We start from the raw sequence: 14,442 nt of genomic DNA, 5'->3' as shown, positions 1-14,442 counted from the left end.
GCGACGGCGACAAGGGGGCCGTTCCGCGGGCAAGACGCCAGGCAGGAGAGACATGGTTCCGAGCCAGGACCGGCGCGCGCCGGCCGATCGGCTTGCCGCGGCCGAACGGCGCGCGGCGAAGGGCCAGCAGGCGCTCTGCGTGCGCGACGCTTCGAAGACAAGGGGCCACGTCCTTGCGAGATCGCCGGGTCTGCCGCCGCACCGATCCTTCAAGATCCGGGGCTTGCCGGAATGCCCCGCCGTCGGCGTGCCGGCTCAGAACGCGGCATGATCGCCGCGCTCGGGGCTCTCGCCTGTCTCGATGACGCGCCGGTAGAAATCGAACAGCGTGTCCCGGCCGGTCGACGGCGTCTTGTCCGCGTCGTAGCGGCCGGTCTGCGGATCGAGGACGAGCATGGATTCGGTGGCGTAATAATGGCCGATGCGCGCAAGCTCACCCTTGACGGCCAGGGACGGGCTGAGCCGCCCGCAAAGCCGCAAGACCCTGGACACCGACGTCAGGAGCGAGGGCGGGATGCGCCGGAATTTCGGCGTGCGGCCCAGAAGAGCGAACAGGTGCTCGCCTTGCGCCTGCGGCGTGATCGCCGGGCCCGGCCCCCCGATCGGCAGGATGCGGTTCTGCAAGGCCTCGTCCTCGAGGCAGCGAACCAGATATTGTCCGAGATCGGCGTCGCCGATCGGCTTTGAGGCCGTCAGGGTCCCGTCGCCGAAGGTCAGGAACGGCTTGCCGGCGCGCACGCGGCCGATCTGTCCGGACAGCGACTTGAAGAACGCCGTCGGCCTGACGATGGAATAGACGAGGCCGGACCCGATCAGCTCCGCCTCGAAGGCGAGCTTGGCCTTCTGGAACGCCAGAAGCGGCTTCTGCACGCAGATCGCCGACAGGAGGACCATCTGGCCGATCTCGGCATTCTTCGCCTGGGCGAGCGCCTGCGCATTGGCGCGGTAGTCGATCGCCCAGGCATCCTGCGGCACGCCCGTGCGCGAGGCGATGCAGGAGATCAGGGCGTCGAAACGTTCGCCGCGAATGCCGTCGAGCGCCAGCGAGACGGGATCGGCCGCATCGCCGAACCGGATCTCCGCGCCCTCAAGAAGCGCCTGGCTCCGGGCCCGCGACAGGCGCTGGCCGGGCCCTGCGCGAGGGCGCACCAGACAGACGACCTCGTGCCCGCGTTCGACGAGCGCCCGCACCGTCGCCCTGCCGATCGTCCCGGTGGCCCCGATGACGAAGACGCGCTTGGTGGAAAACGTTCTGGACAGGACATCAGACCGGGACCGCATGCGGCAAGAATGGACCAGCCCATGCCGAATGAAAAGCCGCCTCGCCATGCATTGCATGCGCGCAAGCGGCGTTGCGGACGTCCTGTTGATTTTGAATCGGAAGAATTGAAGAACTGGAGCGGGCGATGGGATTCGAACCCACGACCCCAACCTTGGCAAGGTTGTGCTCTACCACTGAGCTACGCCCGCCCGCTCCGACCGGAGGCGCTTTTGCGTTCCGGCGACGAGCGCTATATCGCGCAAAGGGACGGCGAATGCAACATGGTGGAGGGCGAAATTTTTCGCGTTTCCGCCGGATCGATCCGAAGGCCCTGCGGCGGCGGATCGAAGGGGAGCGAGGTGTGTGATCATGGCAGTGACGCGTGACGGTCTGATGGCGTTCTTCGCCGAGCACGGCATCGAGACGCGGACATATGATCATCCGGCGCTCTTCACGGTCGAGGAATCGCGGAGCACCCGCCCCGACATGCCCGGCGCCCATACCAAGAACCTGTTCCTGAAGGACAAGAAAGGCCGCTACTTCCTCGTCGTCGCCCGCGAAGAGACGGACATCGCGCTGAAGAGCCTGCACCGCAAGATCGGCGGCGCCGGCCGCCTGTCGTTCGCGGGCCCCGAGGCGATGGCCGCGCTTCTGGGCGTCGAGCCGGGCTCGGTCACCGCCTTCGGCGTCGTCAACGATCGCGAGAGGATCGTCACGGTCGTGCTTGATGAAAGCCTCGCCAATTCCGATATCGTCAACGCACACCCGCTGACCAACACCGCGACGACCGCCATTCGCCATGACGACCTTACCCGGTTCTTCCGGTTGACGGGTCATGATTTTCTCGTCACCACCCTGGGTGACGACGACCAGACACCATCGAACGAAACGAGCGCCCGATGAGCGACAATCCCTACGCCAACTCCTTCTCCGGCACCTATGGCGCAGACCCGAAGGCGTCCGAGCCGGCCCCGACCCTGCAGGGCTTCGGCCGCGCCGCGAGCGCGGCGCCCGCCGCCGACCTCGTCAAGGACACGACGACCGCGAAATTCGGCGAGGACGTCGTCAAGGAATCGCGCAACCAGCCGGTTCTCGTCGACTTCTGGGCGCCCTGGTGCGGGCCCTGCAAGCAGTTGACCCCGGTTCTGGAACGGGTCGTGAAAGCTGCCGGCGGCAAGGTGAAGCTCGTCAAGATGAACATCGACGAGCATCCGTCGATCGCGGGCCAGCTCGGCGTCCAGTCGATCCCCGCCGTCTTCGCCTTTCTCGACGGCCAGCCGATCGACGGCTTCATGGGCGCGCTTCCCGAAAGCGAGCTCGTCAAGTTCATCGACAAGATCGTCAAGCAGGCAGGTCCGTCGAGGGGTGGCGGCGACCCGGTCGCCGAAGCGATGGCCGAGGCCGCCGCGCTCTTGGAGGCGAAGGACGTCGGCAGTGCCGCGCAGATCTTCGGCGCGATCCTCCAGCACGAGCCCGGTCATCCGGGGGCATCGGCGGGCCTGGCCGAATGCTACCTGATGGCGGGCGATGCCGAAAAGGCCGCCGCCCTCATCGACGCCCTGCCCGAAGCGGCGGCGAGCGATCCGGCGGTGTCGGCGGTGAAGGCCCGGCTGAAGCTCGACGAGGAGATCGCCGGGCTCGGCAATCCCGCCGATCTCGAGGCACGCCTTGCCGCAGACCCCGACGACCACCGGGCCCGCTTCGATCTCGCCTTGATCGCGCAGGCGCGCGGCGAGCGCGGACGGGCGGCCGATCTCCTGCTCGACCTGATGAAGCGGGACCGCGAATTCGAGGAGGACGGCGCCCGCCGCAAGCTTCTGGAGCTTTTCGAGGTCTGGGGACCCGCCGATCCGGCGACGAAGGACGCCCGGCGCAAACTCTCCTCCCTCCTGTTTCGGTGAGCCTATGGCAGTCGGTCGCAACCCCCGGGGCTTGCGTTGGCGCGCGACTGGCCCATTTTTCCCAGTCTGATCAGAACGGGAGTCGACGAGTGGCACAGGCTGGAAATCGCGTTTACCGCGAGGTCTCCGAACTTCCCGAACGCGTGCCGGTGTTTCCCTTGAGCGGTGCACTGCTGCTTCCCGGCGGCCAGCTCCCGCTCAACATCTTCGAGCCGCGCTATCTGGAAATGATCGACGATGCGATCGCGTCGGATCGGCTGATCGGCATGATCCAGCCGAGCCTCGACGGTGCCCTGCGCGCCGATGGCGAGCCCGAGCTCTGCCGGGTCGGGTGCCTCGGCCGCATCACCTCCTTCTCCGAGAGCGGCGACGGACGCTACATGGTCGCGCTGCACGGCGTGACGCGCTTCCGCATCATCGAGGAGGTCGAGACCCGGCTGCATTACCGGACCTGCCGGATCAAGGCCTTCGCGGGCGACCTTGCGGACGCGGATGTCGCGGACGCGGTCAACCGCGACGGATTGCTGAGCATTTTCCGGCGTTATCTCGCAGCCAACCAGCTCGAGGCCGACTGGGAGAGCGTCAAATCGGCGCCCGACGATCTTCTCGTCTCGGCCCTGTGCATGATGATGGCACCGCAGGGCGCGGCCGAGCGGCAGGCGCTGCTCGAGGCCGAAGACCTCAAGACACGGACCGAGACGCTGATCGCCATCACGGAGATGGCGCTGGCCGAGGACGGGGAGCGCGACGGCGGCCCGCGAACGCTGAACTGAACGGCCGCACCGCAAGGTGCCGGGCCCTTGCGCACGGGCGGGCGAGCCCCGGCGCGACCGCGAGGATGACAGGATGAACGACCGCCCCGGGATCGGCCAGCCCGACCCCAAGCTTCTCGAAATGCTGGTCTGCCCGCTGACGAAGGCGGTGCTGCACTACGACCGCGAGGCCCAGGAGCTGATCAGCCGCAAGGCGAAGCTCGCCTATCCGATTCGCGACGGGATCCCGATCATGCTGGTGAGCGAGGCGCGCGAACTCCAGGATTGAGCGCGGCCCGGCATGGAGGGCGCGAAAGCCTGTGCGGCAGGGGAAGGCGGCTCTTTTCCGGCCGCCCGCGCGTGGGTTCTCGGTGCGCCTCGACTGGGCAAAACGAAGGGAAGCTGCTTTTTAGGCTGGCGTCCGCGCCCTTCACACGATATCGGGAAGGCCCATGGCGCGATACATCTTCATCACCGGCGGCGTGGTCTCCTCACTTGGCAAAGGCATCGCTTCGGCGGCGCTCGGCGCTCTCCTTCAGGCGCGCGGCTACCGCGTGCGCCTGCGCAAGCTCGATCCCTATCTGAACGTCGATCCCGGCACGATGAGCCCGACGCAGCACGGCGAGGTGTTCGTCACCGACGACGGCGCCGAGACCGATCTCGATCTCGGCCATTACGAGCGCTTCACCGGCCGCTCGGCCAACAAGCGCGACAACATCACCACGGGTCGCATCTATCAGGACATCATCGCCAAGGAGCGGCGCGGAGACTATCTCGGCGGCACCGTCCAGGTGATTCCGCACGTCACCGACGAGATCAAGGCCTTCGTTCTTGACGGCAACGAGGAGTTCGACTTCGTGCTGTGCGAGATCGGCGGCACGGTGGGCGACATCGAGGCGATGCCGTTCATGGAGGCGATCCGCCAGCTCGGCAACGACCTGCCGCGCGGCGGGGCGATCTACGTCCACCTCACGCTCATGCCGTACATTCCGACGGCCGGCGAACTGAAGACCAAGCCGACCCAGCATTCGGTGCGCGAACTGCGCGCCATCGGCATCCAGCCCGACATTCTCCTGGTTCGCGCCGACCGGCCGATCCCGAAGGAGGAACGGCGCAAGATGAGCCTGTTCTGCAATGTGCGCGAGACGGCGGTGATCCAGGCGCTCGACGTCGCCACGATCTACGACGTGCCGATCGCCTATCACAATGAGGGCCTCGACACCGAGGTGCTCGCCGCCTTCGGCATCGATCCGGCGCCCAAGCCGCAATTGCAGCTCTGGCATCAGGTCGTCGAGAACATCCGCAATCCGGAAGGCGAGGTCACGATCGCCGTCGTCGGCAAGTATACCGAGCTGAAGGACGCCTATAAGTCCCTGATCGAGGCGTTGCAGCACGGCGGCATCGCCAACCGGGTCCGGGTCAAGCTCGACTGGATTCCCTCGGAGGTCTTCGAGGAGGAGGATCCGGCGCCCTATCTGGAGCGGGTCAACGGCATCCTCGTGCCCGGCGGGTTCGGCGAACGGGGTTCGGAAGGCAAGATCCTGGCCGCGCGTTTCGCCCGCGAGCGCAACGTTCCCTATTTCGGCATCTGCTTCGGCATGCAGATGGCGGTGATCGAGGCCGCGCGCTCGCTGGCCGGAATCGCGACGGCGAGCTCCACCGAATTCGGCGACACCCAGGAGCCGGTGGTCGGCCTGATGACCGAATGGCTGAAGGGCAACGAGCTCGAACAGCGCGCCCGCGAGGGCGATCTCGGCGGCACCATGCGCCTCGGCTCCTACAAGGCCGTGCTGAAGGAGGGCTCGCGCATCGCGTCCATCTACGGCGCGGGCGAGATCGACGAACGCCACCGCCATCGCTACGAGGTCAACCGCGCCTATCGCGAACGGCTTGAAGCGGCGGGCATGATCTTCGCCGGCATGTCGCCGGACGGTCTCCTGCCCGAAACGGTGGAGCTGCCGGACCATCCCTGGTTCATCGGCGTCCAGTATCATCCCGAGCTGAAATCCCGCCCCTTCGAACCCCATCCGCTGTTCAGCAGTTTCATCCACGCGGCGCTCGAACGCTCGCGTCTGGTCTGATCGGCACCGCACACAAGCAAGGAGACCTGCCCATGCGCTCGCTCGATCACGTCGTCATGCCGTTCGGCGCGCTGGGCGAGGCACAAAGCTGGTTCTCCAGCCTCGGCTTCACCCTCGCCCCCGAGGCCCGGCATCCGTTCGGCACCGCCAATGCCTGCGTCTTCTTCCGGGACGGGCTGTTCATCGAGCCGCTGGCGCGTGTCGACGAGGCGGCCTGCGCGGCAGCGGACCGGGACGGGAACCTGTTCGTCCGCCGGGACGCGGCGCTGCGCGCCGATCCGGCATTCGGATTTTCCGCGCTCGCGCTGCGATCGAAGGATGCGCTCGCCGATCGCGACAGCCTTGGTCTCGAAGGCCTGACCGAAGAGGCGACCCTCGATTTCGGCCGCACCCTCACCCTGCCGGACGGGAGCGAGGGAAAGATCGCCTTTCGCCTCGCTTTCGTGAAGGATTTCGGCCCGCGCACGCCGAGCCTCTTCCTGTGCGAGCCGCGCCACAGCTTCACGCCGGATCGCTCGCGCCTGACGGTGCACGAGAACGGCGCGACCGGCCTTGCGGGCCTGGAGTTCGCAACGACGGACATCGAGGCGGCCGAGGCCTATCTGAGGGCAGTGTTCGCGGCCGAAGGCCACGAAACCGAAGACGGTTCGGTCCGCTTCGATCTCGACAACGGCTTCGTCGATCTCGTCGAGGTCGGCGGTGCCGACCTGCCCGCCCTTTCCCTCAATGCAGCGTTCGTCGCCGTGTCCGATCCGACGGCCGCGCGGGCGCTTCTCGACGGGAAGGGCATCGACTTCGAGGTGGAAGGCGATAGTTTGGCGGTTCCCTGCCCCAACGGGGCCGGCCGCGTTCAGTTCATCGGAGCTGCAGGTTCATGAGACTCATCAATCATTCCGTCGCCGCCGCGTCCGTCAGCTTCTGCAACACGGCGCCCTTCGCGCTGATGGCGGGGCCCTGCCAGATGGAGAGCCGCGATCACGCCATGATGATTGCGGAGCGGATGAAGCGGATCACCGGCGATCTCGGCATCGGCTACGTCTTCAAGGCAAGCTTCGACAAGGCCAACCGCACCAGCCTCAAGGGCAAGCGCGGCATCGGCCTGTCCGAGGCGCTGCCGGTGTTCGAGGAAATCCGGAACCAGTTCCAGATGCCGGTCGTCACCGACATCCACACCGAGGAACAGGCGGTCGAAGCCGGCAATGTCTGCGACATCCTCCAGATTCCGGCCTTTCTCTGCCGCCAGACCGACCTTCTCATCGCGGCGGCGAAGACCGGCTGCGTCGTCAACATCAAGAAGGGCCAGTTCCTCGCGCCCTGGGACATGAAGAACGTCCTGGCCAAGGTGACCGAAAGCGGCAATCCGAACGTGCTCCTGACCGAGCGCGGCGCCTCCTTCGGCTACAACACGCTGGTGTCGGACTTCCGCGCGCTGCCCATCATGGCCGAGACCGGCGCGCCCGTGGTGTTCGACGCGACCCATTCGGTCCAGCAACCCGGCGGCCAGGGCGGATCGTCCGGCGGCGAGCGCCGCTTCGTCGAGACCCTGTCGCGGGCCGCCGTCGCCGTCGGTGTCGCGGGGCTCTTCATCGAGACCCATGAGGACCCCGACAATGCCCCCTCCGACGGGCCCAACATGGTGCCGCTCGACCGGATGCCGGATCTCCTGACGCGGCTGAAGGCGCTGGACGATCTCGTCAAGGGTTTCTAGAGCGGCATCGTGCGCCTGCCCGGACGCATGATGCGCCAGCTAACTATTGGATTTTTCGCATCAGGCTTTCCGCGAAGGCGGCGGGCCCCCTCGCGGTTCCGGCCTCCCGTCGCGGCGACGGAGGAAGTCTGAGCAGGGCGGCGAGCGGGCGGTGCTGCCGTCCGGGGTCGGTTTTCACCCGTTCGGCGTGCCGAAACCGCCCGACCCGACTGTTCACCTGCGCTGTCCTGTCCTAAAAGACCTGCCAGCAGGACCCGTTTTTCAGGAGAAGCAGTTTGACCGCGATCATCGACGTAATCGGCCGTGAGATTCTCGACAGCCGGGGCAACCCGACGGTCGAGGTGGACGTGCTTCTCGAAGACGGTTCCATGGGCCGCGCGGCGGTGCCGTCGGGCGCCTCCACCGGCGCCTACGAGGCGGTCGAGCTGCGCGACGACGACGAGCGCTACATGGGCAAGGGCGTCCAGAGGGCGGTCTATGCGGTCAACAACGAGATCGCGGAGGAGATTGCCGGCCTCGAGGCCGAGGACCAGCTGATGGTCGATGCGGCCCTTTGCGATCTCGACGGCACCGAGAACAAGAGCCGGATCGGGGCGAACGCCATTCTCGGCGTCTCCCTGGCGCTTGCGAAGGCGGCGGCCGACGCCTCGGGGCTTCCGCTCTATCGCTATGTCGGCGGACCCTCCGCGCATGTCCTGCCCGTTCCGATGATGAACATCATCAATGGCGGCGCGCATGCCGACAATCCCATCGATTTTCAGGAATTCATGATCATGCCGGTCGGCGCGGAGCGGTTTTCCGACGCGCTGCGCATGGGCGCGGAAACCTTCCACACGCTGAAGAAGATGCTGAAGGATGCCGGCCACAACACCAATGTGGGCGACGAAGGCGGCTTCGCGCCGAGCCTCGGCTCGCCCAAGGAAGCGCTCGACTTCATCATGAAGGCGATCGAGAAGGCCGGCTACAGGCCGGGCGAGGACATGTTCGTCGCCCTCGACTGCGCGGCGACGGAATTCTGCAGGGACGGCGTCTACGATCTGGCCGGCGAAGGCCGCAAGCTGTCGCCCGACGAGATGGGCGGCTATCTGAAGGAGCTTTCGGACGCCTATCCGATCATCTCCATCGAGGACGGGCTCGACGAGGACGACTGGGAGGGCTGGACGAACCTCACCCGGTCCATCGGCCAGAAGGTCCAGCTCGTCGGCGACGATCTGTTCGTGACCAATTCGAAACGCCTGAAGAAGGGCATCGAGATGGGGGCCGCGAACTCGATACTCGTCAAGGTCAACCAGATCGGCACATTGTCGGAAACCCTCGACGCGGTTTCCGTGGCGAACCGCGCCGGATACACCGCCGTCATGTCCCACCGCTCGGGCGAGACGGAGGATTCGACCATCGCCGATCTCTCGGTCGCCACCAATTGCGGACAGATCAAGACCGGCTCGCTCGCGCGCTCGGACCGGGTCGCGAAATACAACCAGCTGCTGCGCATCGAGGAAGAGCTCGGCAGCCAGGCCGATTATGCGGGTCGAAGCATCCTTCGTTCCGGTCGCTGATCATCCCTCGTTGATTTCCCTCGCACGAAACGAAACGCCGGGCCTTGCAGCCCGGCGTTTTTCGTTCGTGCGACACGGGCCGGCGGCACGGTCAGTTGCCGTGCTCGTCGAGTTCATCGGCGATCTGGCCGTAGCTGATCAGCGCGAAGAGGGCGGAGCCGCCGAGAACGTTGCCGACCAGCGCCGGCAGATGAAATCCGAAGATCGTTTCGAAGAGGCCCCGCTCGCCGATGAAGACCAGGGTCAGCGCCTCGACCGAGCCCGCGACCACGTGGGCGAGATGGAACAGCGCGATCAGCGATGTCAGAAGCACGATCACGATGAACCCGGATCCCTTGGCGGACGGCATGAGCCAGACGACGGTCGCCATCAGCCAGCCAGCCGCGATGCCGCGCAAAAGGATATCGAGGAATTCGCCCCGGGTCGCCTCGCGCGACACCTCGATCGCCGCGGCGACGATGGTTGGCGTGTTCAACACGTCGAACGCGATCCCCGCCGCATAGATCGCCGTGCCGACGAGATTGGCCGCAAGGACGATCGTCCACAGGCGCGCCACCGCGAAAACGCCCGCCATCGTCGGCCGGGCCAGCAGCGGCAGCATCGCCGTCAGAGTGATCTCGGTGAAGAGCTGCTGGCGGCCCAGAATGACGATGAGAAAGCCGACCGAATAGCCGAGGCTGTCGAGAAGCGGCGTCCAGTCGGCCTCCGGAAGATAGGCCCGCATCGCAGCTTCCGTATAGACGGAAAAGCCGATGGAAAGTCCCGCCGCAAGGCCGGACCACCACAGGCTGCGATAGGGCCGCGTCAGCTCGTCCTCGCCCTCCTGGCGCACGATCTCGTAAACTGCGAGGGGCCGCAATTTCATGCGGTGATCGACCTCTTTCAGTTCGCTTTTCGTCAGCGAGGAGCCTTCGTACTTCAGCCGATGCTCGGTAACGTCGTTCGCGTGACCTCTCTCGCCATCTGCAGGGTCTGGCGTGCCGGCCTCAAGGCCGTCCTCGTTCGTGCGGGTCGGTCTGTCGTTCATTCACTTGCCATTCTCGAATCAAGGGAGCCGGGTTACGCGCTTCTGGACCAACCGAACTCCCGCAAGACCGTTCCATCAAATCGCTCATGCATGAGTTTCTTTCTCCCTTGCCGCCAGCCTGCCGGGGGACGGGCGCGACCCGCGGCGGCAGCGCCATCGGGCAATGTCTTCCTGCGCGTTTGGCGTGGGACCGTTCGTTCGGTTAGGGTCGGCCGTCCCGACACTCGTTCCATGGACCGGTCACCGAGCATGCGCGTCCCCGCCCTCTTCGTCTTCGCCCTTCTCATGGTCTTCGGTCCTGCCGGAGCGTCCAGGGCCGATCAGTCCCTGACGAAAGACTTCAGGACCTTCCTGGAGACCGCGATCTGGCCGGAGGCCGAAGCGCAGGGCGTATCGCGCGAGATCTTCGATGCGGCGTTCGCCGGCGTCGAGCCCGATCTCGATCTGCCCGACCTGACGCTTCCGGGCGAGACGGAAGCCGTTTCGCCGATCAACGTCCAGGCCGAGTTCAAGAACGGGTCGGACTATCTATCCGAACGCGCCCTTGCCGAGACCGTGCGCTCCGGCAAGGCGCTGCTTGAGACCCATGCCGGTCTTCTGGACCGGATCGAGGCGCGATACGGCGTTCCCGCTCCCGTTCTCGTGGCGATCTGGGGCCGGGAATCGGCGTTCGGAAACGCGACGATCCCGCACGACGCCTTCGAGGTGCTGGGTACGAAGGCATGGCTTGCCCGGCGCAAGGAGATGTTCCGCACCGAGCTCGTCGCGGCGCTGAAGATCGCATCGAACGGCGACAGGGCGGTGCGCGACATGCGATCATCGTGGGCCGGGGCCCTCGGACAGCCGCAATTCATGCCCTCGAAGTTCCTGGACTATGCCGTCGACTTCGATGGTGACGGCAAGCGCGACATCTGGAATTCCGTGCCCGACACGCTCGGCTCGATCGCGAACTATCTGAAGGAACATGGCTGGCAACCGGGCCGCGACTGGGGCTTCGAGGTGACGGTCGCAAAGGGTCTTTCCTGCACCCTGGAAGGTCCCGACAAGGGCCGTCCGATTTCGCGCTTCGTCGAGGATGGCGCGGCCCGGGTGTCGGGGCGTCCGTTTCCCGGACACGAGTTGGCGGGCACCGGGCATCTCATGATGCCGGCGGGCCGGAAGGGTCCGGCCTTCATCGCCACGCCGAACTTCTACGTCATCAAGGCCTACAACAATTCCGACCTCTACGCCCTCTTCGTCGGCCATGTTGCCGACCGGATGATCGGCGCGGGCCCGCTCGTCGCCCCCTTCGCATCGACCGACGGGCTGACACGCGGCGATGTCGCCGCCGTGCAAGCCGCCCTCGTCGACAAGGGCTTCGACGTCGGAGGGATCGACGGTCTCGCCGGCTTCAAGACGCGGCGGGCCATCGGCGCGGTGGAGGCCGAACTCGGTCTGGCCGAGACGTGCTGGCCTTCGCGCGACCTCGTCGAAGCCCTCGGCCCCTTATGAAAGCGCTAACCATGGCGCTTCAATCTGAACGCGATGTAATAGTTTCGCCACAAGTTGGGTTAATGAATGGAGACGCGGAGATGCTGGGGAGCGTCTCGCGCTGAGGATGGGGTATTTCGTGGGGATTTTCGCTTGAAGCGCTTTGGTGTCATCGCCTCGCTGGGGCTCGGCGTGGTCAGCGTATCGAGTTTCGCGTTTGCAGATCGCATCTCGTCCCTGATCGATGCCCTGCCGTTGCAGACGGCCGAGACAGGCTTCTCCGCCCCCGACACCGATCCGATCATCCACAAGCCCTTCGACATACGCGGCGACGAGACCCCGATCGCAGTCGCCATGGCGACGCCGTTCGGTGGCGACATGCCGTCCGCTTCCGGCGCGCTCGAAGCTCTGGAAGCGATCGCTGCGCGCAATCCCGGCATCGGGCTCAACGCGCCGATGGCGTCGTCCGAACCGCTCGCCGTTCTTGCCTACGATTCGAGCGCCGACGCGCTCCTCACCATGGCCGCCTCCTCCGCCCCGTCCGACGAGACCGGTTCGGGCGCACCACAGGTCGACGCGCCGAAATCGGTCGCGACCAAGCTGTTCGACAAGGACGATCAGGCATGGCGCTCGTCGGTCTATGCCGACAATCCGCTCGTCGGGTCGATCGTCTCGTCCGACGGCACGCCCAGCGATACGGAAAGCCTCGTCAAGGCGGTCAAGGGCGCGCGCTACGTTCTCCTCGGCGAGATCCACGACAATCCCGATCATCATCGCCTGCAGGCGGGCATTATCCGCAGCACCGCCGAGGCCGATCGCAAGCCCGCCATCGTCTTCGAGATGATCCCGGACATGTTCTCCGCAGTGCTCGAGAATATCGGCGAGACCAGCCCGGTGGATCTGTCCGATCTGGCCCGCAAGCTGTCCTGGAACGAGCGCGGCTGGCCCGATTTCTCGATCTACGAGCCCGTGTTCCAGGCCGCCATCGAAAATCAACTGCCGCTGGTTGCGGGCAATCTCGATTCCGACACGGTCCGCGACCTGTCGGCCAAGGGCCAGGATGCGATTCCGGCCGCCGAACGTGCGCGGCTCGGGCTCGACCTTCCGGTCGATCCGGCGATGCGCCAGGCCCTGTTGAGCGAACTTGGCGCATCCCATTGCGGCCTGATTCCGGACGCCGCCCTCGCCCCGATGGAGCTGGCCCAGCGGCTTCGCGACGGGGCAATGGCCTCGGCGATGATCGAGGCGGCGGACGAGAACGGCTCGGCGATCCTGATCGCCGGCGCAGGCCATGCCCGCAAGGATCGCGGTGTGCCGGCCGTTATCGAGGGCCTTACCGATCACGACGACGCGGTCGCGGTCCAGATGGTCGAGATCGCCAGCGCAGACGCGAAGGCCGCATCCGATTACGGCCTGTCGCGCGAAATGCCGGCCCCCTTCGACTTCACCATCTTCACGCCCCGCGCCAACACCACCGACCATTGCGCCGACCTCGAGGCGATGATGAAGGCGAAAGCCGGCGCGGCCGCCTCGAACACGCCGGCCGACTGAGCACGGTCGCGGGACGTTTCAGTCGTCCCCTGCCATCGATCCGGGCGGCGTGCGTCCTCGACGGCACGCCCGATCACCGGCGTTTCGGCACCGAACGTCCCGGCCCCGAGCCTCAGCCGCATTGATAAGCGATCCTGCTTCAACTAGGGTCCGCGCCGATTCCAGCGGGAAATTGCTTCCGCGCAATCTGGCATGTCACATGAAGGACGACGCGATGAGCGGCACCCAACACAGCGCCCTCGAGGCCACGATCGAACAGGCATTCGAGGATCGGGCCTCGATCTCCACGACCACCAAGGGCGAAGTCCGGGACGCCGTCGAAAGCGCCCTTCAGATGCTCGACGACGGTTCGGCGCGGGTGGCCTCGCGCGGGGAGAACGGCGACTGGACCGTCCACCAATGGCTGAAGAAGGCCGTGCTTCTCTCCTTTCGCCTCAATGATATGGAGATCATCGAAGGCGGGGCGGGCGGCGCAACCTGGTGGGACAAGGTGCCGTCGAAGTTCGCCGGCTGGGACGGGCCGAAATTCCGTGCGGCGGGCTTCCGCGCCGTGCCGGGCTCGATCGTGCGCCGCGGCGCGTTCATCGGCCGGGACGTCGTGCTGATGCCGTCCTTCGTCAATCTGGGCGCCTATGTGGACGAAGGCTCGATGGTCGACGGCTGGGCGACAGTCGGCTCCTGCGCGCAGATCGGCAAGCACGTGCATCTGTCGGGCGGCGTCGGCATTGGCGGCGTGCTCGAGCCGCTCCAGGCCGGCCCGACGATCATCGAGGACAATTGCTTCATCGGCGCGCGGTCGGAAGTCGTCGAAGGTTGCATCGTGCGCGAAGGCTCGGTTCTGGGCATGGGCGTCTATATCGGAAAGTCGACCAAGATCATCGACCGCACGACCGGGGAGGTTTCCTATGGCGAGATCCCGCCTTATTCGGTGGTCGTCGCCGGGTCCGCACCGGGGCGCGCCATGGCCAATGGAGAGCCGGGCCCGAACCTCTACTGCGCCGTGATCGTCAAGCGCGTTGACGCGCAGACCCGCTCGAAGACATCGATCAACGATCTCCTGCGCAACTGATCCCGACACGCCCGCCTGCGGCCTATGGGCGGCGCGGATTGCATCGCGCTCTTGGAGCATCACGCG

At 66.2% G+C, this 14,442-nt stretch carries 14 protein-coding genes and 1 tRNA gene; 12 read left to right on the top strand and 3 right to left on the bottom strand.

Features of this window, described 5'->3' with window-relative positions:
* The first annotated feature begins 52 nt into the window (after positions 1–52).
* The gene (locus U0C82_RS08370) at positions 53–271 is read left to right on the top strand and encodes a hypothetical protein (RefSeq protein WP_322186615.1); all 219 of its coding nucleotides are present in this window, start codon (positions 53–55) and stop codon (positions 269–271) included.
* Here U0C82_RS08370 and U0C82_RS08365 read toward each other — a convergent pair.
* Positions 256–1,281, bottom strand: coding sequence for an NAD(P)H-binding protein (locus U0C82_RS08365; protein WP_322186614.1), 1,026 nt, complete (start codon positions 1,279–1,281; stop codon positions 256–258). The genes U0C82_RS08370 and U0C82_RS08365 overlap by 16 nt on opposite strands.
* Before the next feature lie 114 nt (positions 1,282–1,395).
* A tRNA-Gly gene (locus tag U0C82_RS08360) sits at positions 1,396–1,470 on the bottom strand.
* Between the two features lie 160 nt (positions 1,471–1,630).
* Between U0C82_RS08360 and U0C82_RS08355 the strand changes: the two genes are divergently transcribed.
* The 8 genes from U0C82_RS08355 to eno all read left to right on the top strand — a co-directional run bounded on the left by U0C82_RS08355 (position 1,631) and on the right by eno (position 9,259).
* Positions 1,631–2,164 carry a prolyl-tRNA synthetase associated domain-containing protein gene (locus tag U0C82_RS08355; protein WP_322186613.1) on the top strand — a complete coding sequence of 178 codons (534 nt, stop codon included), beginning with the start codon at positions 1,631–1,633 and terminating at the stop codon, positions 2,162–2,164.
* Positions 2,161–3,162, top strand: coding sequence for a thioredoxin (trxA, locus tag U0C82_RS08350; RefSeq protein ID WP_322186612.1), 1,002 nt, complete (start codon positions 2,161–2,163; stop codon positions 3,160–3,162). The genes U0C82_RS08355 and trxA overlap by 4 nt, the downstream gene beginning before the upstream one ends.
* A gap of 89 nt (positions 3,163–3,251) precedes the next feature.
* Positions 3,252–3,935 carry an LON peptidase substrate-binding domain-containing protein gene (locus U0C82_RS08345; protein ID WP_322186611.1) on the top strand — a complete coding sequence of 228 codons (684 nt, stop codon included), beginning with the start codon at positions 3,252–3,254 and terminating at the stop codon, positions 3,933–3,935.
* Between the two features lie 73 nt (positions 3,936–4,008).
* Positions 4,009–4,203: a Trm112 family protein gene (locus U0C82_RS08340; RefSeq protein ID WP_322186610.1), complete on the top strand. Its 195-nt coding sequence runs from the start codon at positions 4,009–4,011 to the stop codon at positions 4,201–4,203.
* 163 nt (positions 4,204–4,366) lie between these two features.
* Positions 4,367–5,995 (top strand): CTP synthase, encoded by a 1,629-nt coding sequence (locus tag U0C82_RS08335; protein ID WP_322186609.1) that lies wholly within the window; start codon positions 4,367–4,369, stop codon positions 5,993–5,995.
* Positions 5,996–6,027: 32 nt separating this feature from the next.
* Positions 6,028–6,873, top strand: coding sequence for a VOC family protein (locus U0C82_RS08330; RefSeq protein ID WP_322186608.1), 846 nt, complete (start codon positions 6,028–6,030; stop codon positions 6,871–6,873).
* On the top strand, positions 6,870–7,703 hold the full coding sequence (kdsA, locus tag U0C82_RS08325; RefSeq protein WP_322186607.1) for a 3-deoxy-8-phosphooctulonate synthase: 834 nt from the start codon (positions 6,870–6,872) through the stop codon (positions 7,701–7,703). Before U0C82_RS08330 ends, kdsA begins: the two co-directional genes overlap by 4 nt.
* 275 nt (positions 7,704–7,978) lie before the next feature.
* Positions 7,979–9,259: a phosphopyruvate hydratase gene (gene eno, locus U0C82_RS08320; RefSeq protein WP_322186606.1), complete on the top strand. Its 1,281-nt coding sequence runs from the start codon at positions 7,979–7,981 to the stop codon at positions 9,257–9,259.
* A 91-nt stretch (positions 9,260–9,350) separates the two neighbouring features.
* Here the strand turns inward: eno and U0C82_RS08315 are convergent, their stop codons facing one another.
* Positions 9,351–10,286: a formate/nitrite transporter family protein gene (locus tag U0C82_RS08315; RefSeq protein ID WP_322186605.1), complete on the bottom strand. Its 936-nt coding sequence runs from the start codon at positions 10,284–10,286 to the stop codon at positions 9,351–9,353.
* Between the two features lie 249 nt (positions 10,287–10,535).
* Here U0C82_RS08315 and U0C82_RS08310 point away from each other — a divergent pair, with 249 nt between their 5' ends.
* The 3 genes from U0C82_RS08310 (at position 10,536) to dapD (ending at position 14,376) form a co-directional block, all read left to right on the top strand.
* On the top strand, positions 10,536–11,777 hold the full coding sequence (locus U0C82_RS08310; protein ID WP_322186604.1) for a lytic murein transglycosylase: 1,242 nt from the start codon (positions 10,536–10,538) through the stop codon (positions 11,775–11,777).
* A gap of 132 nt (positions 11,778–11,909) precedes the next feature.
* Positions 11,910–13,307: a ChaN family lipoprotein gene (locus U0C82_RS08305; protein ID WP_322186603.1), complete on the top strand. Its 1,398-nt coding sequence runs from the start codon at positions 11,910–11,912 to the stop codon at positions 13,305–13,307.
* Positions 13,308–13,521: 214 nt separating this feature from the next.
* Positions 13,522–14,376 (top strand): 2,3,4,5-tetrahydropyridine-2,6-dicarboxylate N-succinyltransferase, encoded by an 855-nt coding sequence (dapD, locus tag U0C82_RS08300; RefSeq protein WP_322186602.1) that lies wholly within the window; start codon positions 13,522–13,524, stop codon positions 14,374–14,376.
* The last annotated feature ends 66 nt before the right edge of the window (positions 14,377–14,442 follow it).

The sequence above is a fragment of the Fulvimarina uroteuthidis genome (genome assembly GCF_034321785.1).
Lineage (GTDB): Bacteria > Pseudomonadota > Alphaproteobacteria > Rhizobiales > Rhizobiaceae > Fulvimarina > Fulvimarina uroteuthidis.
The sequence above is the reverse complement of the archived record's forward strand: the minus strand, read 5'-3'. Positions and strand labels throughout refer to the sequence as shown.

What these genes read in the sequence shown, in the direction of transcription:
- U0C82_RS08365 (WP_322186614.1), bottom strand. Translation starts at nt 1,281, where the DNA reads ATGCGGTCCCGGTCTGATGTCCTGTCCAGAACGTTTTCCACCAAGCGC.
- U0C82_RS08370 (WP_322186615.1), top strand. Translation starts at nt 53, where the DNA reads ATGGTTCCGAGCCAGGACCGGCGCGCGCCGGCCGATCGGCTTGCCGCG.
- U0C82_RS08355 (WP_322186613.1), top strand. Translation starts at nt 1,631, where the DNA reads ATGGCAGTGACGCGTGACGGTCTGATGGCGTTCTTCGCCGAGCACGGC.
- kdsA (WP_322186607.1), top strand. Translation starts at nt 6,870, where the DNA reads ATGAGACTCATCAATCATTCCGTCGCCGCCGCGTCCGTCAGCTTCTGC.
- U0C82_RS08310 (WP_322186604.1), top strand. Translation starts at nt 10,536, where the DNA reads ATGCGCGTCCCCGCCCTCTTCGTCTTCGCCCTTCTCATGGTCTTCGGT.
- U0C82_RS08315 (WP_322186605.1), bottom strand. Translation starts at nt 10,286, where the DNA reads ATGAACGACAGACCGACCCGCACGAACGAGGACGGCCTTGAGGCCGGC.
- U0C82_RS08335 (WP_322186609.1), top strand. Translation starts at nt 4,367, where the DNA reads ATGGCGCGATACATCTTCATCACCGGCGGCGTGGTCTCCTCACTTGGC.
- trxA (WP_322186612.1), top strand. Translation starts at nt 2,161, where the DNA reads ATGAGCGACAATCCCTACGCCAACTCCTTCTCCGGCACCTATGGCGCA.
- U0C82_RS08340 (WP_322186610.1), top strand. Translation starts at nt 4,009, where the DNA reads ATGAACGACCGCCCCGGGATCGGCCAGCCCGACCCCAAGCTTCTCGAA.
- U0C82_RS08330 (WP_322186608.1), top strand. Translation starts at nt 6,028, where the DNA reads ATGCGCTCGCTCGATCACGTCGTCATGCCGTTCGGCGCGCTGGGCGAG.
- dapD (WP_322186602.1), top strand. Translation starts at nt 13,522, where the DNA reads ATGAGCGGCACCCAACACAGCGCCCTCGAGGCCACGATCGAACAGGCA.